This window comes from Cohnella soli, assembly GCF_042655525.1.
In the GTDB taxonomy this organism is placed as follows: Bacteria; Bacillota; Bacilli; order Paenibacillales; family Paenibacillaceae; genus Cohnella; species Cohnella soli.
Genome location: NZ_JBHSMI010000028.1, coordinates 813,790 through 840,676, shown reverse-complemented (window position 1 = coordinate 840,676; position 26,887 = coordinate 813,790). Strand labels below are relative to the sequence as shown.

Here is a 26,887-nt window from a genome sequence, read left to right as displayed (position 1 = left end):
TTTGATTAATCGTTCAGGAGAAGCCAACCGTGAAAGTTACATCGTTCGACGCATTAAATCCCGCTCAGACCATGCTTTCTCCGGCGAGTTACTTCATGCGCCGCATTAAATCCCGCTCAGACCATGCTCTCTCCGGCGAGTTACTTCGAGCGACGCATTAATTCCCGCTCAGACCATGCTCTCTCCGGCAAGTTACTTCGAGCGACGCATTAATTTGGCCCCACCACCGCCATGCTACCTGTCACTCACCCCCGCCAGACGGTTCTTGTCCCCGGCATTGCCGGCCGAAGTCGGTTAAACTGCAGCCGGTCGTGTTTTTGAAGATGCGGCTGAAATAGTTCGGGTCCTCGTAGCCGACGGCGCTGCCGACTTCCTTAAAGCTGAGCTCAGGGTGGCGAGCGATTAGCCGTTTCGCCTCCTCGATGCGTAGTGAGATCAAATATTTCAACGGGCCAACGCCGTGGTGCTGCTTAAATATTTTCGTAATGTATGACGGACTGAATGAAAATTGGTCGGAAATATCCGCTAGCGTAATCGTCCGGGCGAAATTCTCGTCCAAATAGTGCTCGATATGCCGAGCCAGTTCCGTCGTATCCCGGTGGTCCCTGTCTTCCTCGACGAATGCGGCGCTGTCCAGCAAACTGACCACATCGTCCGCGATGTCGCTTAAACAGCGAGCTTCGCCTAGCTTGTACAGCATCTCGTATTCCAGGTGGCTGACCTCGGCTTCGTTCAGCAGAAGCGAGTGCTGATGCGTCAATTGCAGCAAGTGCATCAGTCGCTTCTCAACAACTCTCTGCGGGCAACGCTCCGTTTCCCACTGCTTGAACAGGTCGGCGATTTCCTTGCGAAAATTCGCCTTCTTGCCGCTCTGCAGCAACACGCCGATCTTCTGCTGCTCGCTTGTCCGCAGCCACGAGACGGTTCCGCCGCTCTCCTCCTCGCCCGGATACAGTATTTGGGCCGTTCCTGGCACGGCCCCGCGTTCGATCGTTCGAACAAGTGCTTGCGCTTGCTCGTACAAATCTTGGAAAGCCACAGGGGTCCGGCAAACTGCAACCGTTGCAGGATAAGGAGCAACCGCCCGACTCAACTCATCCAGCCAATGCTTGACACTCGAATCTTCATTCGCCAATACGCCTTCCTCAAGCCCGTTTCCCGTCGACGCCAAGTCGCCGTCCTCCCGGCCTCCTGCCGTCAACGCCGCCGATTCGCACTCCGTTACAAGAAAACGGCCGAACGACCGCGCCACGACCGCCAAAATCGTCCCGCCGGATGGCGGCCACGGCCATTTTCCCATCGCGGCCGGACTCCCGCGCTCCCATAGCCGCTCATAGAACGAAGCCAGCCCTGGGGACGCAAACGGCCCCGCCAAATGTCCGAAATGAACAAGCGACAACCGAAATAGACGATTCTCGAACTGCCGCAAGCTATCCGGCTCCTGCCGGCCGGTCTGCAGCGCTTCCGCCAACTGCTCTTTCTCCCGCCCGTCGCTTCGCGACTGTCGCTCGTCGTCCAATTTACGCAAGAGCGCATTCATTTCCTCCGCTTCGACAGGCTTGAGCAAATATCCTTTAACCCCGTATCGGATCGCTTGCTGAGCGTACGCGAAATCGTCGAAGCCGCTGATGACGACGATCTGCATCGACGGATAGCGTTCGGTTGCAAGGCGGATCAACTCGAGTCCGTCCATCATCGGCATACGAATATCGGTAAACAACGCGTCCGGTTTGAGCCTCTCGATCATTTCCCAAGCTTGCTGACCGTTCAAAGCTTTGCCTGCGACGCTGAAACGATGGTTCTCTCGCTCTATTTTGGCGCAAATATTATTCAGAATAAGCGGTTCATCTTCGGCAACGACGACGCGATAAGGCACCTCCCTGCTCATGCTCCTGTCATCTCCTTCTGGTCAGATGTCCATGCTCCAACCGAAGCGATTGCGCCTCCTATAACGACGCAAGCACCGCCCTCCGGCGGATTGGACAACTCGAATACGGCTTGACCGCCGTACAGCAGTCGCAATCGTTCGGCGATGTTGGCCAGTCCCATGCCGATACCTGCTCCGTCGGAGCGTCCCTGTCCCTGTCCCGGTCCTTGCTCCTTCCCCTGCCCTTGCCCCCATTCTTCCCCGCCGCCGAAACCGTTCGGCCGCAAACGCAGAACATCCAGATTCCCTTCCGCAAATCCGGTGCCGTTATCGCGAATCTCGATCGTCCACCGATTCCCGTGCCGCCTTCCCGTCAACCGGATATGCCACGGCGGCTGCACGTGAATGCCGTGTTTGATGCAGTTCTCGATGATCGGCTGTACAATCAGCTTTGGCACATGTACTTCCCGGAGCGCCTCGTCGACATCGATTGTATACTCTAGCAAGCTGGCGTAACGAATCTGCATTAACGACAAATAATTTTCCGCGTAATCGAATTCATCTCCAAGCGTGGCTCGTTCGCTGCTACCCGACAAAATGTAGCGGAACATTCGGCTTAAATTTTTGCAAACAAGCACGATATCGTCCTGCCCCCGCTCTTCTGCCATCACGCTAATGTTCGTAATCGTGTTGTACAGGAAGTGCGGGTTGATCTGAGCCTGCAACGCGGCCATCCGGGCCTGCATTTCATTGGATCTGGAGGCGAGCGCCTCCTCGATGGAATCTTTTAGCCGCACGCACATTCGCCGGAAAGAAATATCGAGCAGTTCCAGCTCGTTAAGCCCCTTGTTCGTCTCGCGAACGGAGGTCGGCTGCAAATTCTCGATGCTGAGCGCGCGGATCGAAGCATGCATCACTTTGATCGGGTTCGTCAATCCTTTTGCCGCGAAAAAAGACACAAGAAGCGTGAGCAGGAGCAGCCCAACCACTCCAGCGAGCATTGTGTTACGGAAAGCGAACACCGGCTCGAGCAGTTCTGCGCGAGACTGGGCGACGATTACCGTCCATCCGGTCGTGTCCGAACGAGAATACCCACATACGTCCGAACGTGAACGCTCCGGATCGCGGCAATCGAGAGAGCCGTATGGTCCCGTCATCTTCGAAGCCGCGCTCCAATAAGCTTGAGCCGAGACGGAAGCGTCTCCCGGATCGCTCGGATAAACGAACTGTCCCCGTTCGTTCAGAATGTAAATTCGTGTCCCCGGCGTGCGGCCTCCGGACGGGTCGACTGTCACTGGCGCGATCAGGCGGGCGAGCTTGTCGTAGTTCATCTGAATTTCAATAATGCCTTGTTGACTAGAGCCCAGATCGAGCATAAACAACCGACTTAAGGAAACGACCTTCCGCCCGCCGGGTTCCCAATCGTCCTCGTGCGGCAGCGAGAAATGTTTGCCTCCTCCAAGCTCAATCGTCTCCTGTGCCCATGCAAGCCCTTTCATTTTATCAGCAGGAAAAAAGCCGCTCTTCGAATAACTCCCCGTGCCGTAGAAACGTCCGTTCATGTCGAACAAGTTAACCTGCCAACCTAACGCGGATGGCCCCATGATCGAATAGACCATTTCGTTCAGTTGCCGTTGATTTTGAAAAATGACGTCCTGATCGTTCGGGTCAAGCTCGGTAAAAAACAGCTCTTTGATTTTTTTGGAGAAGATCATTTTGACCGCCGTGCTGTCCATAAATCCGAATTCGGCGTCCAATTGGTTCGACGCATAGGAAGCGGAACGGAACAAGTTTTCCGACGCGCGATCGGTCAGCATATTCGCTGCATACGCATAGAACGCGACCGACAGCAAAGCGACGATACCTATGATCAGCGTAGAATAGGTGACGAACAGCTTCGTTCGGATCGACTGAAAGTGAAAGCGCTCTCGCAGCATCGTATCATCCTTCTATGAGCGTGGTCTGTTATGATTATAGCACGAGCGAACTGCCTCAGGACCGCGATCAAAAATGTCCAGTTCAGGAGAATCGTTTTGTGCATCGAATCGACTTTGAAAACGCTTTATAGTTGGGGCGAGCAGAAATATGCTCCACTCACTCAGCGCAGGGGGATAATGGAATGAAGAAACTTGGATACACCGCAGCAATCTGTTTGACAACTTTCGCGCTCGTCGCAAGCGCATGCGGCAAAGGGAACAACAACGATAACACAAGCTCGCCAGCCGCATCCCCGTCGGGATCGTCGGCACCTACCGCTTCGGCAAGCGCTCCACCGGCCAAAAGCGACGTCACGATCTCTTATGCGGCGATGCAAACGCAAATCAAAGACATCGACAAGGAGCTCGCGGCCAAGTTCGAAAAGGAAACGGGCATCAAAGTCGACATTCAGGCTTACCCCGATGACCAGTATCGCGACATTTTGAAGACAAAACTCGCGACTCAGGAAGCTCCGGACATTATGCTGATGGATGCCGGCATCATTATGCGCAACTATCAACCGGACAAATATTTAATGGATCTGTCGGGCGAAAGCTGGGTCGGCAAAATGAAAGACTGGGCCATCAACGGTTCGACGGTCGACGGCAAACTGTACGGATTCAACCTCTTCTCCGTAGACGGCTGGGGAATGCTCTACAATCCGGAAATGTTCGCCAAGTACAACCTTCAAGTGCCGAAAACGTACGCCGACTTCGTCAAAGTATGCCAAACGCTGCTCGACAACGGCGTAACCCCAATCTATGAAAATGGCAAAGACGGCTGGCATACTCCGATCTGGGTTACGGAAGTGACGCCAAAGGCGCTCAAAACAAATCCTAAACTGTTCGATCAGCTTAATAGCGGCGAAATCAAATATTCGGACGTACCGGAGTTCAAAACAGCGCTGGAACAACTCTCCGACTTGAACAAGAAAGGTTTCTTCGGCAAAAACGTCCTGTCCAACGACTGGGATCACGGGTATGAAGCACTCGCAACGGGCAAATACGCGATGAACCTTGTTTACACATCGTACCAGCAAGAAGTCGTCAAGAAATTCCCGGATTCGAAAGCGGATACATGGAAAATGTTCCCGATCCCGCTTGCCGACAACACTGGCTTCGGCGTTTCTGCCGGCGGCGAAGTGCAAGTCGTATCCAAGACAACAAAACATATGGACGAGATTCGCAAATATTGGGAATTCCTCATGCGCGACGATAACGTGAAGGCTTACTACAATGGCCACGACAACCTTGGCGAGACGTCGATCAAAGGTCTGGAGGTAAAACCGCAAACGGAAGGCATGAAGAGCATGCAGCAGGAATCGGGCGGCGACATGCCGATGTCGTTCGAAGTCGCCACAACGTTCTTCGACGGCGCAACTTGGGGCAAAGCGTCGCAAGACCTGCTGCTGAACTCGACGACACCGGAGAAGATGCTGAAACAGCTTGACGACAATCGCGCCAAGTCGATGGCACTCGCTAAATAATGAACGAGAAAAAGGTTTATCCGCTCGCGTTTCTGATACCGGCCGTTGTCGTCTATTCACTGCTGTTCTTTATTCCGAGCCTATTCAGCTTCTACTACTCGATGACGGACTGGAACGGCTTTAACGACCGGATGAATTTCATTGGTTTGGACAATTATCGCCAGTTGTTCGATGACACATCCGGTTTCGTTCATTACTTCAAGAACACGGTCATCTTCGGACTCGCGACCACGCTGCTGAAAAACGTCATCGGGCTCGGCCTGGCCATTCTGTTGAATGAAGGGCTCAAGTCGCGCAATGCGCTGCGGACGATTTTCTTTATCCCGTATTCGCTTTCGCCGCTCATTATCGGCCTGATCTTCGCGTCTGTATTTGACGCGAACCACGGCCTGCTTAACAATGCGCTGTCTGCGGTCGGCCTTTCGTCTTGGACGAAAGGCTGGCTGATCGACACGCTCTACGCAATGCCCGCGGTCATTTCAGTGGAAACGTGGAAGTTCGTCGGCTTTAACATGATCATCTATTTGGCCGGCTTGCAAATGATCGATAAAGCCTACTATGAAGCCGCTTCGATTGACGGCGCCAGCAGACGGGCGAAGTTTTTTCAAATCACGATGCCTTTGATCATGCCCGCCTTCACGATCAACTTGATCCTCAACCTGATTAACGGATTTAAAGTATTCGACCTCATCTTCGTGCTGACGCGCGGCGGCCCCGGTAATGTCACCGAAGTAATGAACACCGCCGTGTTCAGGGAATTTTCCGCCGGACGTTACGGTTCCGCAACAGCGATCGGAGTTGTTCTGTTCCTGATGACAACGGTCATCGCTTTGTCGGTGCTGTCGATGCTTTCTCGCAGAACGGAGGTGGAACGATGAAACTGACGAAAGAAGTCGTCGGCTGGCTGCTAGCGCTGCTGTTCGTCGTACCGCTGCTGCTGATCGTCATCAACTCGTTGAAGACGCAAACGGAAGCGGATCTGATGAACCTCGCCTGGCCCAAATCGTTCCAATGGGGCAACTACGAGACGGTAATCGAGAAAGGCAAGTTGATGCGGGCTTTCCGTAACAGCATGATTATCGCCGTAGGGTCGGTGCTGCTGACCAACTTAACGTCCGCACTCGCTTCCTATGTCCTGTCCCGCAGACGTTCCCGTACCTCGCGCGGAGTTTACTACTTCTTTATTATCGGGCTGATCGCGCCGATCAATATGATTCCGACGATCAAGGTTATGCAGATGCTGAACGTCATGAACACGTTCCAGGGCGTTATTCTGCTCTATGCCGCGCTCATGGTCCCGTTCACCGTGTTCTTGTACTACGGCTTCATCTCATCTGTCCCCCGCGAGCTCGACGAGTCCGCCGTGCTCGACGGGAGCGGCAGTCTGACGCTGTTTTTCCGTATCGTATTCCCGCTGCTGTTGCCGGTGATGGTCACATCGCTGCTCGTCAACTTCATGTCGGCGTGGAACGACTTTATTTTGCCGCTTTACGTGTTCAACAAAACTGCGTATAACCCGATGACGCTAGCCGTCTACGGTTTTTACGGCATGTACGTCTCGAGCTGGAACCTTGTCTGCGCTGCGATCATACTCACGACGCTGCCGATTATCATTGCTTATTTCATCGGCCAGCGGTATCTCGTGTCGGGAATGATGTCGGGTGCGGTGAAGGGCTAGGGCGCGACTGAATACTCCGAAGGCAGCCAGAAAGATGCCCCTGAGCGAGTGTTCAGACACGCCCTAAGAAAGAGACGTGCCGACTTCATTCTTAGGAGGAGGTTTGAATGATGAACGCAAGGCAACGCAAGAAAGGATTGGTTTGGGGACTTGTTTTGTTAGTGACGCTTTCGCTTATGACGCCGATCGTGCCGGGCAGCAAGCTGCCCCAAGCGTACGCGTCGGAGCAGACGGACGATTGGGCCGCACTGCAAACACTGCTCTCTGCAGCTTCACCGACGGTTACGACACCGATCAGCGGAGTCAAGACCAATGGTTTTACGCCGGGGCAATTGCTTGGCAATGGAAGCATCGGAGCTGTCGCGGGAGACACGGTCAGCAGCCAGAAGTTTTATTTTACGAAAACGGATTTTTGGGGCAACGCAATCAAGAACCCGACGGACACCGTTAACGCGCCGTCCTGGCAGTCTTCCATTCTGACGGGTGGCGGACTGACGATCGATTCGCCGACGGCAAGCACGAATCCAGCTTCCGTCTACAGTATGAAGCAAGACATCCAGAACGCCCAAGTCGTAACGACGATGCAATTCGGCAGCACGACAGTCACGATGACTTCGTGGATCTCTGACACGGACGACGTCTTCGTGACGGAATTGTCCAGCCCCGCCGGAAGCAGCGCGGTTACGATCAATGCCGACTTATGGGTGCCGAATTCGATCAAAATTTCCAACGTCACTCAGGATGCCGCCAGCACATATCCGTACACGGCCGGCGTGACGAGCGGCGTATTGTGGGCGACTCGGGAAAATAACCTGAATGGGTCCAGCGACTACAAAGCCCGTCTGGCCATCGCAACGAAGCTGATCGGCGGCACTTTCAGCAGCACGACGAACAGCACATCGGACGCGAAAGGGACGTTTACGCTCAGCCCAGGAACTCCCGTAACACTCGTCACGTCGATCAAAAGCGGCGTCGGTACCGGCAGTGCGACTCTCTCCTTGTCGACCGTCAAGACGAACGCAATCAACGCAGTAAACGCCTTGACGGGAACGGGCATCTCCACGGCGAAAACCGATCACATAGCATGGTGGAAAGATTTCTGGATGAAGTCTTTCGTCGATCTGAACGATTCCGTCATGAACACGTACTACTACGGCGCGCTTTACGTGCTCGGCTCGTCCAGTAGAGCGAACGTTGCAACGCCTCCTTCAATGTGGGGCAACTGGGTCACGAACGACACCGCGTCATTCGGCGGTAGGTACTTCCTCAACTATAATGCCGAAGCACTCTACTACGGCGCATTTTCAAGCAACCGCTCCGACACCGCTTTGCCCTACATCAACTTAATCGCCACCGAAGCGCCTTATCAACAGAACAAGACCGCTTCGGCCGGATACAAAGGCATTTTGTACCAACGCAGCTTAACGCCGTACGATCTGGTCAAATCGGCGCCAACGGTCAATTCTCCGGCCGCGACGAAAGACTGGACCAAATTGCAAGACCAGAAGTCCAACGGCAGCTTCGCCGTCATGCCGCTCATCTGGTACTACGAGTACACGGGCGACACGACCTACTTGCAGAACACGCTGTACCCGATCGCCAAAAACATCGGCGCCTTCTTCCTCGATTACGTGACGAAGGTGAATCTGGGCGGCAGCAACTACAAATACGATATTCAGCACAGCTCGGCGCACGAAGGCGGCGACGATCTCAATCCGGCGATCGATATCGGATTCATCAAGCGATACATGAAGTTCCTGATCGACGCGAGCCAGAAGCTCGGCGTGGACTCCGCCATGGTACCTACATGGCAAGACTTGTACGATCACATCGCCGCTTATCCGACGCAGAACTTCACGGTTGACGGCGTTGCCAACACGCCGGTCTACGTGCTGATGGAAGTGATGGGCCCGAACGATGCGGCTCCAGCTTACATTTACGTCGACGGTCAGCCTGTGCAGCTCGAGGGCTCCGTGTTCCCCGGAGAATCTTATCGCAGCACGGATACAACCTATCATCAGATCGCCATGAATACGCTCACCTATATGCATCCATGGGCGCAGACGGGCTACAGCAACCATAACGGCTTCCCTAAAGTATGGCCGGTCGCGGCCAGACTCGGCTGGCCGGCAGCCGATCTGTTCGCCCGATTCAAAGCTTCGCTGACAAACGCCACTTCGACTAAGCTGTGGAGATCGAGCAACATTACCGCTTACGAAGGCGGCGGCGGCATCGAAACATCCGGGGGGATCGAAGGCGTCAACTCCATGCTGATGCAGAGCGAAGACGGCGTCATCAAGCTGTTCCCTAGCTGGCCGACGAGCCAAGCTGCCTCTTTCAAGCGGCTACTTGCCAAAGGCGGTATCGAAATTTCAAGCGTGCTGTCCGGCGGTACCGTTCAGAACGTTCAAGTTCGCAACGCCAACGCCACGCACACTTCGCAAACGGTAACGATCAGCAGTCCTTGGAGCGCAGGTACGGCGAGCATCCAACCGCTCGACGCAAGCGGTGCACCGACGGGAAGCGCGTTTACGCCGACCGAAAGCGGCGGCAACCTGTCGTTCACTGCGGCTTACGATCAGAAGTATTTGATCACTGGCTCAACGTCGACGGGGCCGGGACCGGGAACGTATGAAGCGGAGTCGGCGACATTAAATGGCACGGTCGGCATCGCCGCCTGCTCTTTCTGCTCGTCCGGTAATGCCGTCAACAACATCGGCGGCAATACGTCGAACTACGTGACGTTCTCTAACGTAACGGTGCCAACGGCGGGCACGTATCAAATGGATGTTCGTTATTTAACGAACAGCACGAAGACGTATTACATCAGCGTCAACGGCGGTACGGGAGCCGCTTATCCGCTGAACGGCACATCGTGGAGCACAACGTACACGACAACGATCCCCGTGACGCTGAATGCGGGAACGAATACGATCAAGTTCTATAACGACACGGCAAGCGCGCCAAATCTGGACAGCATTACCGTATCGCCGACCACGTCAACGCTTTACGAAGCGGAATCGGCGACGCTTAGCGGCACGGTCGGCATCGCCGCCTGCTCCTACTGCTCGGCTGGCAATGCCGTCAATAATATCGGCGGAAACACGACGAATTCCGTTACATTCTCGAACGTAACGGTGCCGACGGCGGGGACGTATCAGATGGAAGTACGCTACTTATCCAACAACACGAAGACGTACTACATCAGCGTTAACGGCGGTACCGGCACGGCCTATCCGCTTACAGGAACGACATGGAGCACGACGTATACGACGACCATTCCTATCACGTTGAATGCGGGCACGAACACGATCAAGTTCTATAACAACACGGCAGTTACGCCGAATTTGGACTCTATCGTTATTAAGTAGAGTCGCAAGCAACGAACCTAGAAAAGAAGTAGCCTCAAAAAGAGAATCGCTTCGGAAAAAGGAGCTGTCTCAAAAGTTAATTTTTGATTTTTCGAGCCCCACTTAGAATTATATTTACTCAAGAAAAAGAGCCTCAGTCCCCACTTTTCAGTGGGAATTGAGGCTCTTTTGCCGTGTGAATAGGGACGTTCCCATGCCGTGCGAACACTTTTGGGACAGCCCTTCTCATGACTCTGTATGTAAGCGGGTTTCTACCGCCTATTTCGCTCGATTCGCTCGGCTACGGAACTGTAAGGTTTCTCCAGCTTATTTCGCTCGATTCGCCTCGGCACGGTGCTGCAAGCGGGTTTCTTCAGCTTATTTCGCTCGATTCGCCCCGGCACCATGCTGTAAGCGGGTTTCTACCGCTTATTTCGCTCGATTCGGCTCGGCACGGTGCTGCAAGCGGGTTTCTCCCGGCTATTGCCCGTGAAATCGCCAAATAGCTCTTGAGATGGCCTCTTTGGTTAAAACTAATTATTCCGCGACAGCCGACACCGAGCGCTTGCCACCCGTCACCGCCCCCTGCTCTTCGCTCACTTTTTTGGCCCGAATCGTCCGAACGAACAATGCAAGCGGCAGCGCAGCAACGGCGATAAACGTCGCGATCACGTATACGTCGTTCACGCTCATGGTGAATGCCATCGCAGCGATATGGCCTGTATCCTTGTCCCCGGCCATCGCCATCGCGGTGCCATGATGCACGGAACGCGAGGCAAGCAGCGTCGTGAAGATTGCAATCGCGAACGAGCCGAAGACGTTACGCGTCCAGTTCATGATCGCCGACGCGTGACCGGTCAGTTCACGAGGCACTAGCTCCATGCCCGCATTGCTCGAAGGCATCATGACAAGCGCGATACCCAAGTTGCGGACCACCATCCAGAACAGGATGTAGCTATGGGAGACGTCAATGCTAAGCCAGCTCAGCGTCAGTGTGCCAACCGTCAGCAGTACGATGCCGACGGCCATGAGCAACCGAGGTCCGACGACGCTATACAGCTTGCCGACGACCGGCATGACGAGCGCCATCGCTAGCGAGGCAGGCAACAGGATTAAGCCCGTGTCGATCGCCGACACATTCTGAATTCTTTGCAGGAACACCGGCGTCAAGAACGTGCCGGAATACAGGCTGATCGTCAAAATATTCGCGATAAATAAGTTCAGCGTATACCGTCCATTGCGGAAGACGCGAAGATTCAGCAGCGGAGTTTTCGCCGTCAGCTCTCTCCAGATGAACAAGACGAGCATTATACTTCCGCCGACAAGGAGCGAAATGATTTTCGCCGAATCCCAGCCCCACTTGTGACCTTGCCCGAGCGCAAGCAACAACGACGAACTGCTTAGAATAACAGTTAGGAAGCCAAACAAATCGAAGCTCTTCGGTACGCTAAGACGATAATACGGTATGTATTTCGCCACGCACCAGATGCCGATCAAGCCTACAGGGATGTTCATGAGGAACAACCATTGCCAATCGTAATTCTCCAGCAGCCACCCGCTCAGCGTCGGGCCGAACGCCGGGGCCATCATCGATGCGAGCCCCCATAACGCGACCGCCATCGCTTGCTTGTCGCGAGGGATGATCTGATAGATAATGGACATGGTAGCAGGAATAATCAAACCGCTGAACGCCCCTTGCAGCACGCGGAACGCGATCAGCGAATATTCGTCCCAAGCCGCCGCGCACAACGCCGAAGTCAACGTGAAACCAATCAGCGAATAAAGATAAAGTCGTTTGTAGCTCAGCTTTTCTCCAAGATAACCAACGATCGGAGCCGTCGTTCCCATGGCAAGCATAAAACCGGTAAGCGTCCACGTCACCGTGTCAAGAGACGTATCGAAATGATTTTTCAAAATTTCCAACGCAATGTTGATCGTTGATGAAGCCAAAATACATAAAAAAGACCCGATAAAAATAGCAACCATAATCGGCAAAAAACGTATTTCTTGTTGTTTGCTTTCTCCCATTCGTCTCTCCCGCACCCTTCGATTGAAACTATGTCTTTATTTACATATAATAGAAATCGATTATTCATCATACACCTACATCGGTTATATGTCAAAGTTTACTTATTGTCTGGAGGATCATCATTGAATACGCTCTCGTACGGCTTACTCAGCCTGCTCTCCCATTCTCCGCTATCCGGGTACGACCTGATGCTCAGAATACAACCTTTCTGGCCTGCCAAGCATAGCCAGATCTATCCTTTGCTTTCCGCTCTGGAGAAAGAGAATCAAGTGTCTTTCGAAACGGTTTCCCAAAGCGATAAGCCGGATAAAAAGGTGTATTCCATCACGTCCAAAGGACTCGCATCATTACGAGAATGGCTCGCCGAGCCTGCCTCGGACCCGGTAATGCGGGACGAGCTGATGCTGAAAGCCTACTGCGTATCCGCCGTTGACCCTGTAATCGCCCGCCCGTTGTTTCAACGCAGGCTGGAACATTATGAGGCCAAACTGATTCGATTCGAGGAGAAAATCGCCAGTATCCAACGCGACGGAGGATTGTCCGACGGCGAATCGCCGAATTATCATTCGGACCGATTCGGTGCATATATTTTGCTGAACAAGGCGATGATGTCTTCCCGCACGAACATCGAATGGTGTCGTTGGGTGCTCGATTTGATTCCTAACACGAACGAAAACTCCGGGAACGATTAATCCTGTTCTTCCCTTTAACTTCATATGCATTGGAGCCTACAACAACATGACAGAAGAAGAATTACGCCCAACAACCGAAAAAGCCGTCATCATCGGCGCCGGCCCTTGCGGATTGTCTGCCGCGCTGGAGCTTCAGAAAGTCGGCATCGAGCCGCTTCTAATCGAAAAAAACGCGGTCGTCCACTCCATTTATCAATATCCGACTTATTTGCAATTTTTCAGCACAGCCGAGTTGCTCGAGATCGGCGGCATTCCGTTTACGTCCGTAAACGAGAAGCCGTCACGACGCGAAGCGTTGCAGTATTACCGTGATGTCGCTCTTCGAAGCAACCTGCGCATTCGCGCCTATGAAACGGCGACGGCGATCGTACCGATCGAAGGCGGCTCGTTTCGCGTGGAAACGGTCGATCGGTTCGGCCGTACGGCCTCGGTTACAGCCCGGAACGTGATTGTGGCCACCGGCTACTTCGATCATCCGAACATGCTTGGCATTCCCGGCGAACAGTTGCCGAAAGTCAGCCATTTCTTTCAAGAGGCACATCCCTACACGGGCATGAAAATCGCGATTATCGGCGGCAACAACTCCGCAGTCGATGCCGCGATGGAGCTTCTTCGCGTGGGCGCAGACATTACCGTCGTCTATAGGGGAGAGGATTACTCGCCAAGCATTAAACCGTGGGTACGCCCGCTGTTCGAAGGCAATGTCAACAGGGGCAAAATCCGCATGATTTTCTCTTCGCGAATCGTCCGGATCGACGCCGAATCGGTAACCGTACAGCCGAACGAAGCTAATAGCGAACCGTACACCATCGACAACGACTTCGTCCTCGCCATGACCGGATTTCGTCCGGAGCGGACACTGTTGACTGACGCAGGTGCAATCGTTGACGCCGATACGACGGTTCCCTCGTTTAACCCCGCAACGATGGAGACGAACGTACCCGGACTGTTCATCGCAGGCGTTATCGCTGCAGGACGCGAAGCCAACGAAATTTTTATCGAGAGCGGCCGCCACCATGGCACACTTATCGCCAAGCGCATCGCGGAAGTAAATGCCATAACCTAATATGGGCACAATGAAATAGACGATTAGCGAACGATGAGTCTGGAACCTTATCTTCACGCGAATCGTCTATTCCATTAAAAAGGTGTGGATTGAAATGACCCTCGGAAATTCAAGCAATCGTTTGCTTGCAGTATGGTTGACCGTCTTGCTAACCTCGTTCGCAATGGCTGGCTGCACAAGCGCGAACACGAAAAATGCGGTCGAAACGACGTCCGCCTCGGCAAGTATCCCGGCATCCGCGGACTCCCAGCCGCCTGCAACCGCTTCTGAACCCACTTCGGCTCCGGAGTCCGCACCGGCTTCCGAGCCTGCATCGCCAGAACCGGCTCCTGCTCCCGAGCAGATGGCCGGCGTAACTGCACTAAGGCTTGTCGACTTCAAATCCGGCTGGGCGGGCGGAGACGGTTGGATTGCCCGTACCGATGACGGCGGCAAAACATGGAATCGGCAGTGGTCGGATCGTTATACCGCGAATGAACTGTTCGCCTTGAATGGGCGCGAAGCTTGGGCTGCCCTCGGCAACAACGAAGGCGAAAACAAGACGCTGCTGCATACGTCCGACGGCGGCAAGAAATGGGCGGAAGCCGGAGCTTTGCCCAATTCGGCGTTCCTTCATTTCGTTTCTTCCGCGGAAGGTTTCAGCGGCAATGCCCATACAAAGGATGGAGGGCGTTCGTGGCATACTTACAAACTTCCAGACAACGTCGTCGGGGACACCTACTTCCACGATTCTAAGGAAGGTTGGGCCGTCTCCCAGACTGACGGGCAAATCAACTTCCTACGCACGACTGACGAAGGCGCGAACTGGAAACAGGTAAACACGATGAAGACAGCCGTACCGGCAACGAACGCGATTATTCGCTCCGGCGGCAAAGGCGACGCATGGATCGTGCTGATCGGCGATTCGGGCATGAGCCAGACGTCTTATTCCTTGTTCCATACGAAGGATGCCGGCAAACATTGGCAGCCTGTACTTGCCAACAATCAAGCCGGATCGGGACCTGCCCCGGGCTACGAGATGAACGCCAAGACACAGGTACCGAGCAATACGGGGTCTGCTCCAGGACCATTGTACGTCGTTAATCGAGATGTCGCCTTTATGGGCGGCGTATGCTCGGCCTGCGATCTGCCGAATACGATGGGCAAGACGACAGACGGCGGCAAAACATGGATCAACTTGAAGCCGGCTTTTCCTGGCTACGGCCAGCAGCTCATCGCCGCAGCAGACGCGAAGCAGCTCTGGTGGGTGCTGAACGATCCTTCCTCTGCTTCCGTGCTCTACGTCTCCTCGGACGGCGGGAACAATTGGAGCAAAGCCCATACGTTCGCGAAGCCGGGCTGACGACTGTCCAATTCGTGTATCTCGCCTGACAACCGCCCCTTGCCTCGCCATGAGCGACGGCAGGGGCTTTTTCGCGTGACCCGCGTCACGATTTTAGTCATTTTGGTCATGACATCGTCTATAAGTCGTCCGATCAACCTTCCGGTGTGTTAATCTGAAAGCATCCTAACGAAGAGATGGTGTCCATGATACGCGTATTGATCGCAGATGATCAGTCTTTGCTAAGAGATGGCCTACAGACGATCATTAATCTGGAAGACGACATGAGCACGGCCGGGCTTGCCTCCGACGGGCAAGAAGCGGTCGAATTCGCGGCGTCGCTGCATCCCGACGTCGTGTTGATGGACATTCGCATGCCCCGCTTGAACGGTATCGAAAGCTTGCAGGCGATCAAACAAACTTCCCCCGGTATACTCGTGCTTATTTTGACGACGTTCATGGAACATCGTTCGTTGATAGAAGCAGTAGCCGCCGGAGCAGATGGTTATCTGCTGAAGGATATCGGAGGCGAAGAAATCGTGCGGGCGATTCGACTGACGATCCAGGGTCATCCGATGCTTCCTTCCTTAATAGCGGCAGGCGTCCACATGAGCGAAGGGACTTTCCGCGTCGGCGCTGGCGCCATCTACGGAAAGATCGACGACAACGATCGTGCATATGCAGTCGGCCTTCTGAGGGAGAACGTGATCCCATGAGAAAACAAGCCGCTTCCCTGCTCATCTGGTTGACCGTATGCGTCGCCGTGCTCGCATTATTCGTCCCTTCCTTTTACATTAAAGGCGACGTCGGATTGGGAAACCCCGATTCTCCCGTAGCGTCGCTTTCGAAAAATTGGCTCGTTCATTACGGTCCGAAGCCCCCCGGCGAAGGGGAGAATCAATGGCAAACGTTCGATGAGACGGAATGGCGCAAGTTGGAGAGCTATAAGGGGACATTGTGGGTCAAAAGAACACTGCCGGCCATCCCTTGGCGGAACCCCTATTTATTCGTCGGAGGCATGAACCGGTTCGAAGTCGAGCTGGACGGCCGTTCCGTATACAGCTTCAACATGGATAACCAACCGGTCTTTAATCAATTTCTCATGACCCGCCACCCGATTCGCATCGATCCGGAAGACGAAGGCAAGACACTGGCTCTTCGCATCGAATGGGACAGACTGCCTTTCTTCGCCAATGCGTGGATTCTCGCCGGGAATCCGGACCAAATGCTCGCTTCTTTCCTTCGCAACGATGCCGTTAAATACGTTTACGCTATCATTTATATGATCGCGACTTTGGCCGGTATTATCTTGTATTTGAGAAGAAAAGAAATGCTGTTCTTCTGGTTCTCGACGCTCGCGTTCACTTCCGGCTTCGGACTTCTGCTCTTGTGTACGTCTCTGCAATGGTTCGTCGACGTCCACGAATGGTACTACTGGCGGGACCTTCTGCTACCGATCGGCGTATGGGCATTCACCGGACTGTACGCCGAAGCGCTTGGCTCCGTCAAACGGCTTCCCGTTCGCATTACGAAAAATACGCTTCTTATATACGCATTCGCTTGCCTCGTTGCCGGAATAATAAGCCCGACGCTGTATTGGAAAATGCTAACCGCAGGTTTCCCGTGGCTTGCTTTGGCTGCCATCGGCGTCGTCATTTTCGCGATGCTTAAATATCCTGCCGGATCGCAGCCGCCTGTCGAGAAAAAATGGCTGCGCCGGGGGTTTATCATCCAGGTTGTCTGCGGTCTCGGCCACATTATTTCCAACTCGTTCTCCTCTATGGATAAATGGCTGAAAGACGCCCCCTACTTGCTTACGGTTATCGGTCACTTGCTCGCCAACGGCCTATTCTTGTTTATGGTGTGCAATGCCATGATCCTTATTTACCGCGTCCGCAAAGTGTACCGCGAGTCCGAGCAGAACGCCAAAGAGCTCCAGTCGAAAAACGCCGAACTGGAGCAATTCCACCGCAATCTGGAGCAGCTTGTCGCAACTCGTACGGTGGAGTTGGAGCAGGCGAACCAGACGCTGTCCGACACGTTGCGCGACAAAGCGGAAACGATGGCGGAAATGTCCGTCCTGGAAGAAAGAAACCGGATCGCGCACGAGATGCACGACGTCGTCGGCCATACGCTGACCGCGGCTATCGTGCAGCTCGAAGCAAGCAAGAAATTGGCCGCCAAGGAAGGCGCCATGCCACATGGCAAGCTGGATATGGTGAGCGGCCTTGTGCGCAAAGGCTTGGACGATATTCGACGAACCGTCCGCATGCTCAAATCCGACGCGCCGCAGGAGAATTTCGAAACGACTTTGCGAGAATTAATCAGGGAAACGGTCGAAACAATGGAAGTCGCAATCGAAGCGTATATAGACATCCCGCGTGATCTCGGCCGCCTGACCGAACAAGTCGTCTATCATGCTTTGCAGGAAGGTCTCACGAATGGCATTCGTCATGGCCGGTGCAGCTGGTTCAAATATTCCTTGCAATCGTCGGACGACGGAGAGAAGCTCGAGATTCGGTTGTGGAACGATGGCGCTCCATATGGACAAGCGAACCCCGGCTTCGGATTATCGACAATGGCGGAGCGCATCCGGCTTCTCGGCGGCACGTTCACCGTCGGGTCTTCCGAAGACGAGAACGGTTCCCCGTTCGGCTGCGAATTGGCGATTACTTTGCCTCTGCGGGGACAGCCTGCCGGCCTTAGCGATTGTCGACTTTCTCGGGATACAGATCATGGTTCAACAGACGATGTTCGGCCATTGCCTCGTACTTAGTCCCGGGTCTGCCCCAATTGCAATAAGGATCGATAGAAATCCCCCCGCGCGGGGTAAACTTGCCCCACACCTCGATATAACGCGGCTCCATGAGCGCGATCAAATCGTTCATGATGATGTTCATGCAATCCTCGTGGAAATCGCCATGATTGCGGAAGCTGAACAAATACAGCTTAAGCGACTTGCTCTCGACCATCCTTACGTCCGGAATATAGGAGATATAGATAGTGGCGAAGTCCGGCTGACCGGTCATCGGGCAAAGACTCGTGAACTCAGGACAATTGAACTTCACGAAATAGTCCCGCCCCTGATGCTTGTTGTCGAACGCCTCCAGCACGGTCGGATCGTACTCGTACGCGTAACGCGTCCCTTGGCTCCCCAGCAACGTAATGTCTTTCATTTCATCTTGTGCACGCATAAAAAAATCTCCCTTCGTCGTGAGAAGAGAGAGATTCCATGGAACGCCCAGTGCCTGCTAAAGAACGTGAAAAAAACGGCACGTCGCCGAAGAAAGGAACCCGGCTCGCCGCCACCGCGGCTAGACCAGGCCTATCGTACAGGCGTGTGTTCGTTTTTCTTAGTTTTTTATAGAGGGAGTTCGCGAACCTCTCCCGAACCGCCCGAGCGGTCGGATTTTCTTCTTAATTGTAACTTCATTTCTATTGTACCTTTCTTTTGCTTATAACAAAAGGTGCTTTGTACTTGTGTTGACGGAACGAAACAAAGCAATGAAGCCCCCACCAACTGAGGCGGGGGCTTCGAGATCAGAGAATGCGATTATACGAACTTCGGCAGCCAATCTCCGTGCGCCTCGATCAAATCGTCGCACATCGATACGATATCATCCATCGACAACTCTGCAGCCGTGTGAGGGTCGAGCATCGCAGCATGGTAAATGTGCTCTTTCTTACCTGTAATCGCAGCTTCGATCGTCAGTAGTTGGGTGTTGATGTTCGTGCGGTTAAGCGCAGCGAGCTGTGGCGGCAAATTGCCCACATAAGTCGGCGTTACCCCGGAGCGATCGACGAGACAAGGCACTTCAACGCAAGCTTCGCGCGGCAAGTTCGAGATCAGGCCGCCCGTGTTCATGACGTTGCCGCCGATTTTGAACGGCACGTTCGTCTCGATGGCTTCGAGAATGTACGAAGCATACTCGTGCGAACGCTGGTGCTCCAGATTAGGGCTGTTCACGAGCTCTTCGCGCAGCTTCTTCCAATTCTCGATCTGCTCGATGCAACGGCGCGGATATTCGTCAAGCGGAATGTTGAAGCGCTCGATCAGCTCCGGATAGTTGCGTTTGATGAAGTACGGGTGGTATTCCGACGTATGCTCGGACGACTCCGTATTGTAATAGCCGAACTTGGACATCACTTCGTAGCGCACCATATCCCAATGCTTCTCTTTTTGCTTCTCGGCCGCGCGTTTCTTGATCTCCGGATAAAGGTCCACGCCGTCTTTGGACACTTCGAGCAGCCAAGCCATATGGTTGATGCCCGCGATTTTCGTTTTGACGCCTTCTTGGTCGAGACCGAGGCTCTTGAACAGTTCCGGCATGCACACTTGCACGCTGTGGCACAAGCCGACCGTGTTGACGTTGCCGTACGTGTTCATGACATTCGTCAGCACAGCCATCGGGTTCGTATAGTTCAAGAACAGCGCGTCCGGGCACACTTCGCGAATATCAGCAGCGAAGTCGAGCATAACCGGAATCGTGCGCAAGTTGCGGAAAATGCCGCCGATGCCGATCGTATCGGCAATCGTCTGGCGCAGACCGTATTTCTTCGGGACTTCGAAGTCGGTGATCGTACATGGATCGTAACCGCCGACTTGAATGGCATTGACGACGTATTTCGCGCCGCGCAGCGCTTCCTTACGGTCGGAATACGATTTAACGACACATGTGCTTCCGGATGTTCTTTTGATGCTATTTAGAATATTCTCGGAATCTTTCAGACGAACCGGGTCGATATCGAAAATCGCTATTTCGAATCCTTGAAGCGCTGGAGTGTGCATGACGTCCCCAAGCACGTTTTTCGCAAAAACCGTACTTCCGGCGCCGATAAAAGTAATTTTAGGCAATGAAAAAACCTCCGTGGAATGAGAATGAGTCACTCCCCTTAATCTACTGCAAACGATGGGTTATGCCTATGGAACGTTCGCGCATCTATATGGACATTTGTCGTTTATTTGGTAAAGTAGAGAGATCAAGCTGCATCATGAATCGTCAAAACAAAGGCAGGTGAGCCTGATGAACGACGGGCACGAATATTTTCTAAGCGCGATTAATCCGTCTCCCTCCGTAGGCGAAGAACTGACCGTATTATTCAGCGGGGAGGGCCGGCCGCTCTCTTTGCATAAGATGGGCCCGACCATTCACGACTACTACTTGCTTCATACCGTCCTGTCGGGACGCGGCACGTTCTCGATCCGGGGCAGAAGTTATTCGTGCCGGGCAGGCGACACTTTCGTGATTTTCCCCGGCGAGCTATTCTTCTATCAGGCGGACGAGCATCAACCGTGGTCTTATGTCTGGGTCGCCCTTGTCGGTCACGGTATGGATGCGCTGCTGACCGCAATCGGTACGTCGCCGGAAGAAGCGGTCATCGTCAGTACGCTCAATACGAAAACAAGCGGCTATTATGCGCAACTCCGCGATTGCTTCCGGCAAGACGCCGCTCCGGAGCTCGCCAATCTCGAAGCCGGCGGATGGGCGAGGCTTCTGCTTCAGCAATTCGGACTCGCCAAGCGCCGTCTCGCCTTGGGCTTCGATGACGCCGCAACCGACAAAGCAAGCAATTACGTCGTCAAACAGGCGATCCAATACTTGTCTCTGCAGTACGCACGGCCAATCTCGATCGAGCAGATGTCCGCTATGCTCGGCTACCATCGCACGCATCTGTGCAAGCTCTTCAAACAAGCGACAGGCTTGTCACCTATGCAATATCTGATGAACGTGCGGATGACGAAAGCCGAGCGGCTGCTCGACGAGACTGCGATGACCGTAGAGCAGATTGCTTCCTCCGTCGGCATCGGCGATGCCCTCTATTTCTCGAAGAAGTTCCGCAAGAGGACCGGTCGGTCGCCAACCGAATATAGAAAAGCGCTCCGGAACGGTCCGGAGCGCTCGTCCCCTGCAGCAGAAGCGGGGATGCGATTCGATGATCGAATCATTTGATAGATGACCGTCCTTTCACGCCGCCAGCCTGGAAGGTTCGTCTGGCTTGCGCTCAAGGCTGATCCAGACAAGACCTGCCGCCATAAACGCCGCACCGCCGATCTGCCAGCCCGCGATGCGTTCGTCGAAGAAGAGCATTCCGGCGACGACTGCAGCCGCCGGAACGACGTAACGGAAGAAATTCGCCCGTGCCGCACCCACTTTGTACATAGAGGCGTTCCATACGACGAAAGCAAACACGGTGCTGATCAGAACGTTATAGGCGATTGCCGTGTAATGCCCGGCGCCTAAGCCGCCCCACTCGACCTTGCTCCAGCTTCCGAGCGTGAATGGGAACATAAACAAGCTGCCGAACAGGATCGTCCAGGCGCTGATCCGAAGAGACGAATAGCGATTCATGAGCGGCATACACGCCAGGTTATACACCGCTCCCACGACACTCACTCCGAACGCTAGCAAATTGCCGACCATATGCTTAGACGACCAGTCGAGTCCGTTTTCTCCTCCGAGAATGATGAACGTGACGCCGATCATAGCCGCTGCGCCGCCTACAATCAGCCTCATTGTCATCTTCTCCTTCACAAACAAAGGGGCAAACAGTGCGGTAAAAATCGGCCATGGCGCCACGTTTAACAGCGAAGCATTCGCCAGCGTCGTGTACTTGATCGAATACATAACCGCAATCTCGAGTCCGGTAATGCCGACGATCCCAATCAGTGCAAATTGCAGCGCAACCCGCCACGGGATGCCTACGCTGCCTTCCCGCAGCTTCAGAATAAGGAAGAAAAACGGTACGGCTAGCCCGAACCGCAAAAAGGAAAACAAAATCGGGTCGAACGTCTCCATCGCAGAACGGGATACGCCGAAATTCGCGCCCCAGATCGCTGCAACCGAGATCAAACCTGCATAATAGATCCACTTTCTGTTCATGATGTCCGACTTTCTCCCCCTGCTGCGTTAAGATGCCCGCTTGATTTGCGAACTTTCAATTCCGTCTGCAGCTTCTCGTTGATCGGCGATTTCTCGCCTTGTTCCTTGCTTGTTATCCGTATGAGCAATTGCTCGGCAGCCAACTTGCCCATGTCGAAGAACGGGACTTTGATGGTCGTCAGCGGGGGTTCAGTCAAGCTCGCCGCATCGGAATCATCATATGCGACAAGTTTCAACCGCCCAGGTACGTCGCAGCCTCTCTCTCGCAGTTCTTGAATTAACCCGATCGCCATTCTGTCATTTGCAACGAAAATGCCATCCAGCCGATGCAGGTCGCGATAGACTGCATCCGCCGCACGCTTTCCGCTCGTCCGGCTATAATTGCCCTCGTATACGATCGATTCGTCTATGGCGATTCCCGCTTCGCTCAGCGCTTTCTCATATCCCGCTCTGCGATCCGAGCTATTCGAATATTGCGGCGAGCCATTCAGGAAACCGATGTGCTTGCAGCCTTGGTCCAGCAAGTGTTTGACTGCGGTATACCCGCCCCTCACATGATCCGCGGCGACACTGCCGACACCTCTGTGGTTGAAGCTTTGATCCATAACGCAGAACGGTAAAGCTTCCTCCGCGAGCCGACGAATGCTCTCGGTTTCCGAAGCGATGCCGCTAGCCCCAAGCACAATACATGCATCCACTCGTTGTGTCCGATACAAAGACACGTAATCGAACACCGTAGTCGGGTCGCGAAATAACAGCAGCAAACCATACCCTTTCTGTCTGACCGCCTCGCCGATGCCGCCCAGCAGCTCGGAGAAGTAGTAGGTCGAGAAGAGGTGGACTTTCGGCACATGGGGCAGCACGACTCCCAGATTGCCGCTTCGTCCTCTGGCGAAACTCGACGCGACTGCATTCAATTCATAGTTCAATTGTTTGGCCGCATCTAGCACTTTTAATTTTGTCGATTCTTTCATCGGCCCGATTCCGTTTAGCACCCGAGACACGGTCGCTTCCGATACGCCGGCCAGCTTGGCGACTTCTTTCCGGTTCGTCAACGTCATAACTCCCTGTTCGCAGCTTCTTATTTCGACATGATGTACACGCGCACATTATTTCACGGACATAATTGCTGGTCAATATTTATTTACTGCTAAACTTTCCCGATATATAGTACAAAAGGCGAGATGTTACTCCGATTGAGGTGCGACCGTGGAACTATTAATCTATTTTGCCCAATTCAGCGCAATTCTCGTTACAGTGGTCTACCTGGTCCGGCATGCAACGCCCGCTCTTCAGAAGCTCCCACCGACAACGCAAGCAATCGTGTACGGATTAACGTTCTCGGCAGTCGGTCTCATTATTATGCAGAAACCGGTCGTCCATGCCAATGGCTTGCATATGGACGTACGGCTCCTCAGCATCCTGTTCTCCGGTTTGTTCGGCGGTCCTCTCTCGTTGATGATCACGACGGCGATCGTCGCCCTATATCGCTCAACGCTCGGCGGCAACCTCTTGTTTCCGCTAGGAGCCATTCTAACGGGCGGGGCGATCACCTATATCGCTTATCGCTTCAAGCAACGGAATTCGCGCAAACTGGAGAAATTCATTTGGCTGATCGGACTCCTTCTCGGCGCCGAGACGCTAGCTTGGGCTCTCGTCGCGCCTCCCGAAACACAGGAACTTTTTTTCCAGAAATACGCCCTCACTTACTTGTTGTTCCACGCCTTGGCTATTCCGCTCTTCTATTCGCTGCTCTCCTATGAATTTAAGAGACACGAGATCGACAGAAAGCTGAAGGAAAGCGAACGACGTTACCGTAATCTCGTGGAGAACTCTCCGGGCATGATTTTCTGTATCGACCTGGATGGTAAACTCACGCACACGAATGAGCGATTATCCGCCATGCACGGCAAAACCCCCGAACAATTAATCGGAGTGCAAGCAAGTATGTTGATGTCTCTCGAGCACACGAGGGAAATCGCGCGCACCGCCTTCTACGAGACGCTTTCAACCAAACGTTCCCGCTCGTTCGAGGCGGACAGGCTGTCCATGACTGGCGAACGGGAAACTTATTTATACACGCTGTCTCCAATTATCGGATCGCATGGAGAAATTGTAGAAGTTATGGCTATGGGTCATGATATCACCCCGCTTAAGAAACAGGAAGAGTCGCTCCGTCTCTACCAGGAACATCTCGAAGATCTCGTAAAGGAACGAACGACGGAACTGGCAGGCAAAAACGCGCAGCTAGCGGAAGCGAAAGAAGCGGCGGAGGCGGCCAGCCGCACGAAGAGCGAATTTCTCGCCAACATGAGCCATGAAATTCGTACCCCTCTAAACGCTGTCATCGGCCTAGGCTACTTGCTCCGCCAATCCGGGCTTACCGCCGCTCAGAACGATTACGTCGACAAGACGATTTATTCGGCGCGGGTGCTGCTCGCACTCATCAATAACGTGCTCGACCTGTCGAAAATAGAAGCGCGTAAAGTGACGCTCGAGCATATTCCGTTCGACTTGTACGAAGTTCTTGGCAATGTTTCCAACCTAATCAGCTATACGGCTAACGAGAAAGAACTGTCCCTTCGCGTCAAAGTCGGTCGAGGCGTTCCTCAGATGCTCGTCGGCGACCCGCTTCGTCTGAGCCAAATTTTGTCCAATTTAGCAAACAACGCGGTCAAATTCACAAGCGAAGGACGCGTTGACATTAGTGCGATCATTGACCGAATAAACGGTACCGAATCGGAAAACGCCGAAGCCGGTAATATTATCGTTTTGCAGTTTAGCGTCAGCGATACGGGGATCGGTATTTCCGAAGATCAGCAGCGCCATCTATTCCGCGAATTTACGCAAGCGGATATGTCCACGACGCGCAAATACGGGGGCACTGGACTAGGACTGGCGATTAGCCGAAGCCTCGTCGAACTTATGGGCGGTGCAATTCGTGTGGAAAGCCGACTTGGGGCGGGAAGCCGATTCACATTCACGGTCGCATTCGGACACACGGGCAAGCAGGAGAATGCGGTGACGGCAAACGTGGAACGCGAACTAACGGAAGTGCCAACTTCAGGCGATGCGATCGGCGCGCCAATGAAACTGCTCCTTGTCTGCGAAGATTCGGATATGGAAGCCGTTATCCGAGAGCAATTCGAGCAATTCCGCTTCCGCGTAGAAAGCACCCGTTCGGAAAGCGAAGCGCTTGGCATGCTGCTTACAGGCAACCGTTACGATCTCATCGTCGCTTGCTGGCGCTCATCGGGAACCGGGACGACGCAGTTCCTCGACGGCGTGGCATCGATGCAGTCTCGTGCCAAATTTAAGCTCATACTTTTTAGCGCTTATCGCGAGCCGGCGCTGCAGTCGAACTCGTCTTTGCTGCCCGTCGACAAACTTCTTTATTATCCAATCAGCCATTCACAGCTTCACAATGAGCTGAGCGAGCTGTTCAGGCACAGATACGCCGCGCAATCGAATCAGGCGAACGAATCGGTTCCGGCCTCGCACTACAAATCTCTGAAGCAAGCGCGCATTTTGCTTGTCGAAGATAACGAAATCAATCAGCAGGTCGCCGTTGAAATTTTGAAAGAAAAGGTCGGTTCGATCGAAGTCGCATGCAACGGTCTTGACGCTATCGCACTCGTGAAGAGCCATGATTATGACGTCATCCTGATGGATTTGCAAATGCCGATTATGGACGGTTACGAAGCCGCTGTCGAGATTCGGCAGTTAGAGCGAGGGCGCGACATTCCGATCGTCGCAATGACCGCCGATGCCATGAAAGGCGTGAAGGAGCAAGTGCTGCAGTCAGGCATGGATGCATACGTCTCGAAGCCGTTCGATCCCGCCCAGTTGTTTGCTTTGTTGGAGAGAACGGTACGGAAGAAAAGACACCGAACAGCCGCGAGCACCGAGCAGGCGAACGATCTTGTCGCGGTCGGCAAACAAGAAGAAGAAACCGCGTTGCCCGGCTTGCGAATTGATGAGACGCTTCGGCATATCGGGGAAGACGCCTACTTGCAAATATTGAAGTTGTTCACCGCCAAACATGCGGGGGCAGCGGATGAGATTCGCGCCGCTCTCGAGCGCGGCGATTCGAAGCAAGCCTCGCTGCTTGCGCACACGCTCAAAGGAGTCGCTGCCAATATTCGCGCGATAGATCTGATGGACGCAGCTGCACTCGTTCAGGATTGGATTCAGGCCGGCAGGCCGGCTGATCCGGCAACGCCTGACAATCCGCTCTCGCGGTTGGAAGCAGCTCTTGGCATCGTGCTTTCATCCATCGCGTTGCTGATCGAGCGGATGCATCGGCATTGACCCTTGCATGCGAGGCACATTCTCTGCACGAAACGGAATTTACACACCGTTGGTGGCTGCGCTTGTAGCGGCCTGTAAGCAGGGCTGCGCCGACGGCGACTTGTAAGCGGGTTTTTCCCGCTTATTTTTCCGGATTTGCGCCAGCAGCGGCTTGTAAGCGGGTTTTTCCCGCTTATTTTGCCGGATTTGCGCCAGCGGCAGCTTGTAAGCGGGTTTTTCCCGCTTATTT

19 protein-coding genes and 1 riboswitch are annotated in these 26,887 nt (G+C 53.9%); of the genes, 12 read left to right on the top strand and 7 right to left on the bottom strand.

Features of this window, described 5'->3' with window-relative positions; translation table 11 throughout:
• Nucleotides 1-241: 241 nt before the first annotated feature.
• Complete coding sequence (locus ACFPOF_RS19515) at nt 242-1,888, bottom strand: response regulator (RefSeq protein ID WP_378135673.1); 1,647 nt, start codon at nt 1,886-1,888, stop codon at nt 242-244.
• On the bottom strand, nt 1,885-3,804 hold the full coding sequence (locus ACFPOF_RS19510; RefSeq protein ID WP_378135671.1) for a cache domain-containing sensor histidine kinase: 1,920 nt from the start codon (nt 3,802-3,804) through the stop codon (nt 1,885-1,887). The genes ACFPOF_RS19515 and ACFPOF_RS19510 overlap by 4 nt, the downstream gene beginning before the upstream one ends.
• 182 nt (nt 3,805-3,986) lie before the next feature.
• Between ACFPOF_RS19510 and ACFPOF_RS19505 the strand changes: the two genes are divergently transcribed.
• The 5 genes from ACFPOF_RS19505 to ACFPOF_RS19485 all read left to right on the top strand — a co-directional run bounded on the left by ACFPOF_RS19505 (nt 3,987) and on the right by ACFPOF_RS19485 (nt 10,864).
• Nucleotides 3,987-5,330: an ABC transporter substrate-binding protein gene (locus tag ACFPOF_RS19505; RefSeq protein ID WP_378135669.1), complete on the top strand. Its 1,344-nt coding sequence runs from the start codon at nt 3,987-3,989 to the stop codon at nt 5,328-5,330.
• Nucleotides 5,330-6,208 (top strand): carbohydrate ABC transporter permease, encoded by an 879-nt coding sequence (locus tag ACFPOF_RS19500; protein WP_378135667.1) that lies wholly within the window; start codon nt 5,330-5,332, stop codon nt 6,206-6,208. Before ACFPOF_RS19505 ends, ACFPOF_RS19500 begins: the two co-directional genes overlap by 1 nt.
• Entirely contained in the window at nt 6,205-7,008 is an 804-nt protein-coding gene (locus tag ACFPOF_RS19495; protein ID WP_378135664.1) for a carbohydrate ABC transporter permease, read from the top strand. The genes ACFPOF_RS19500 and ACFPOF_RS19495 overlap by 4 nt, the downstream gene beginning before the upstream one ends.
• 107 nt (nt 7,009-7,115) lie before the next feature.
• Nucleotides 7,116-10,379 (top strand): CBM35 domain-containing protein, encoded by a 3,264-nt coding sequence (locus ACFPOF_RS19490; protein WP_378135662.1) that lies wholly within the window; start codon nt 7,116-7,118, stop codon nt 10,377-10,379.
• A 227-nt stretch (nt 10,380-10,606) separates the two neighbouring features.
• Nucleotides 10,607-10,864 (top strand): hypothetical protein, encoded by a 258-nt coding sequence (locus ACFPOF_RS19485; RefSeq protein ID WP_378135660.1) that lies wholly within the window; start codon nt 10,607-10,609, stop codon nt 10,862-10,864.
• Between the two features lie 31 nt (nt 10,865-10,895).
• Here ACFPOF_RS19485 and ACFPOF_RS19480 read toward each other — a convergent pair whose 3' ends face one another.
• Nucleotides 10,896-12,386, bottom strand: coding sequence for a DHA2 family efflux MFS transporter permease subunit (locus tag ACFPOF_RS19480; protein ID WP_378135658.1), 1,491 nt, complete (start codon nt 12,384-12,386; stop codon nt 10,896-10,898).
• A 123-nt stretch (nt 12,387-12,509) separates the two neighbouring features.
• Between ACFPOF_RS19480 and ACFPOF_RS19475 the strand changes: the two genes are divergently transcribed.
• The 5 genes from ACFPOF_RS19475 (at nt 12,510) to ACFPOF_RS19455 (ending at nt 18,242) form a co-directional block, all read left to right on the top strand.
• Nucleotides 12,510-13,079 carry a PadR family transcriptional regulator gene (locus ACFPOF_RS19475; protein WP_378135656.1) on the top strand — a complete coding sequence of 190 codons (570 nt, stop codon included), beginning with the start codon at nt 12,510-12,512 and terminating at the stop codon, nt 13,077-13,079.
• Between the two features lie 46 nt (nt 13,080-13,125).
• The gene (locus ACFPOF_RS19470) at nt 13,126-14,145 is read left to right on the top strand and encodes a YpdA family putative bacillithiol disulfide reductase (RefSeq protein WP_378135654.1); all 1,020 of its coding nucleotides are present in this window, start codon (nt 13,126-13,128) and stop codon (nt 14,143-14,145) included.
• Between the two features lie 94 nt (nt 14,146-14,239).
• Nucleotides 14,240-15,487 (top strand): WD40/YVTN/BNR-like repeat-containing protein, encoded by a 1,248-nt coding sequence (locus ACFPOF_RS19465; protein WP_378135652.1) that lies wholly within the window; start codon nt 14,240-14,242, stop codon nt 15,485-15,487.
• Between the two features lie 185 nt (nt 15,488-15,672).
• Complete coding sequence (locus ACFPOF_RS19460; RefSeq protein ID WP_378135650.1) at nt 15,673-16,182, top strand: response regulator; 510 nt, start codon at nt 15,673-15,675, stop codon at nt 16,180-16,182.
• A complete protein-coding gene (locus ACFPOF_RS19455; RefSeq protein WP_378135648.1) occupies nt 16,179-18,242 on the top strand; it encodes a sensor histidine kinase in 2,064 nt (687 codons plus the stop codon). Before ACFPOF_RS19460 ends, ACFPOF_RS19455 begins: the two co-directional genes overlap by 4 nt.
• On the opposite strand, the gene queF is transcribed toward ACFPOF_RS19455, so the two are convergent.
• On the bottom strand, nt 18,169-18,660 hold the full coding sequence (gene queF, locus ACFPOF_RS19450) for a preQ(1) synthase (RefSeq protein ID WP_378135646.1): 492 nt from the start codon (nt 18,658-18,660) through the stop codon (nt 18,169-18,171). The genes ACFPOF_RS19455 and queF overlap by 74 nt on opposite strands.
• A 153-nt stretch (nt 18,661-18,813) precedes the next feature.
• A riboswitch (PreQ1 riboswitch) is annotated at nt 18,814-18,857 on the bottom strand.
• A gap of 162 nt (nt 18,858-19,019) precedes the next feature.
• On the bottom strand, nt 19,020-20,321 hold the full coding sequence (gene melA, locus ACFPOF_RS19445) for an alpha-glucosidase/alpha-galactosidase (RefSeq protein ID WP_378135644.1): 1,302 nt from the start codon (nt 20,319-20,321) through the stop codon (nt 19,020-19,022).
• A gap of 169 nt (nt 20,322-20,490) precedes the next feature.
• Between melA and ACFPOF_RS19440 the strand changes: the two genes are divergently transcribed.
• A complete protein-coding gene (locus ACFPOF_RS19440) occupies nt 20,491-21,417 on the top strand; it encodes a helix-turn-helix transcriptional regulator (RefSeq protein WP_378135642.1) in 927 nt (308 codons plus the stop codon).
• Nucleotides 21,418-21,432: 15 nt separating this feature from the next.
• Here the strand turns inward: ACFPOF_RS19440 and ACFPOF_RS19435 are convergent, their stop codons facing one another.
• Both ACFPOF_RS19435 and ACFPOF_RS19430 read right to left on the bottom strand, forming a co-directional pair.
• Nucleotides 21,433-22,347, bottom strand: a complete 915-nt coding sequence (locus tag ACFPOF_RS19435; protein WP_378135640.1) for a DMT family transporter — start codon at nt 22,345-22,347, stop codon at nt 21,433-21,435.
• Nucleotides 22,344-23,408 (bottom strand): LacI family DNA-binding transcriptional regulator, encoded by a 1,065-nt coding sequence (locus ACFPOF_RS19430; protein ID WP_378135638.1) that lies wholly within the window; start codon nt 23,406-23,408, stop codon nt 22,344-22,346. Before ACFPOF_RS19430 ends, ACFPOF_RS19435 begins: the two co-directional genes overlap by 4 nt.
• A 148-nt stretch (nt 23,409-23,556) precedes the next feature.
• On the opposite strand from ACFPOF_RS19430, the gene ACFPOF_RS19425 reads away from it, so the two are divergent.
• Nucleotides 23,557-26,658: a hybrid sensor histidine kinase/response regulator gene (locus tag ACFPOF_RS19425; protein WP_378135636.1), complete on the top strand. Its 3,102-nt coding sequence runs from the start codon at nt 23,557-23,559 to the stop codon at nt 26,656-26,658.
• Nucleotides 26,659-26,887 lie beyond the last annotated feature (229 nt).

Coding starts and splice junctions, on each gene's coding strand:
- ACFPOF_RS19515 (WP_378135673.1), bottom strand. CDS start 1,888: ATGAGCAGGGAGGTGCCTTATCGCGTCGTCGTTGCCGAAGATGAACCG.
- ACFPOF_RS19510 (WP_378135671.1), bottom strand. CDS start 3,804: ATGCTGCGAGAGCGCTTTCACTTTCAGTCGATCCGAACGAAGCTGTTC.
- ACFPOF_RS19505 (WP_378135669.1), top strand. CDS start 3,987: ATGAAGAAACTTGGATACACCGCAGCAATCTGTTTGACAACTTTCGCG.
- ACFPOF_RS19500 (WP_378135667.1), top strand. CDS start 5,330: ATGAACGAGAAAAAGGTTTATCCGCTCGCGTTTCTGATACCGGCCGTT.
- ACFPOF_RS19495 (WP_378135664.1), top strand. CDS start 6,205: ATGAAACTGACGAAAGAAGTCGTCGGCTGGCTGCTAGCGCTGCTGTTC.
- ACFPOF_RS19490 (WP_378135662.1), top strand. CDS start 7,116: ATGATGAACGCAAGGCAACGCAAGAAAGGATTGGTTTGGGGACTTGTT.
- ACFPOF_RS19485 (WP_378135660.1), top strand. CDS start 10,607: ATGACTCTGTATGTAAGCGGGTTTCTACCGCCTATTTCGCTCGATTCG.
- ACFPOF_RS19480 (WP_378135658.1), bottom strand. CDS start 12,386: ATGGGAGAAAGCAAACAACAAGAAATACGTTTTTTGCCGATTATGGTT.
- ACFPOF_RS19470 (WP_378135654.1), top strand. CDS start 13,126: ATGACAGAAGAAGAATTACGCCCAACAACCGAAAAAGCCGTCATCATC.
- ACFPOF_RS19465 (WP_378135652.1), top strand. CDS start 14,240: ATGACCCTCGGAAATTCAAGCAATCGTTTGCTTGCAGTATGGTTGACC.
- ACFPOF_RS19460 (WP_378135650.1), top strand. CDS start 15,673: ATGATACGCGTATTGATCGCAGATGATCAGTCTTTGCTAAGAGATGGC.
- ACFPOF_RS19455 (WP_378135648.1), top strand. CDS start 16,179: ATGAGAAAACAAGCCGCTTCCCTGCTCATCTGGTTGACCGTATGCGTC.
- queF (WP_378135646.1), bottom strand. CDS start 18,660: ATGCGTGCACAAGATGAAATGAAAGACATTACGTTGCTGGGGAGCCAA.
- ACFPOF_RS19440 (WP_378135642.1), top strand. CDS start 20,491: ATGAACGACGGGCACGAATATTTTCTAAGCGCGATTAATCCGTCTCCC.
- ACFPOF_RS19435 (WP_378135640.1), bottom strand. CDS start 22,347: ATGAACAGAAAGTGGATCTATTATGCAGGTTTGATCTCGGTTGCAGCG.
- ACFPOF_RS19430 (WP_378135638.1), bottom strand. CDS start 23,408: ATGACGTTGACGAACCGGAAAGAAGTCGCCAAGCTGGCCGGCGTATCG.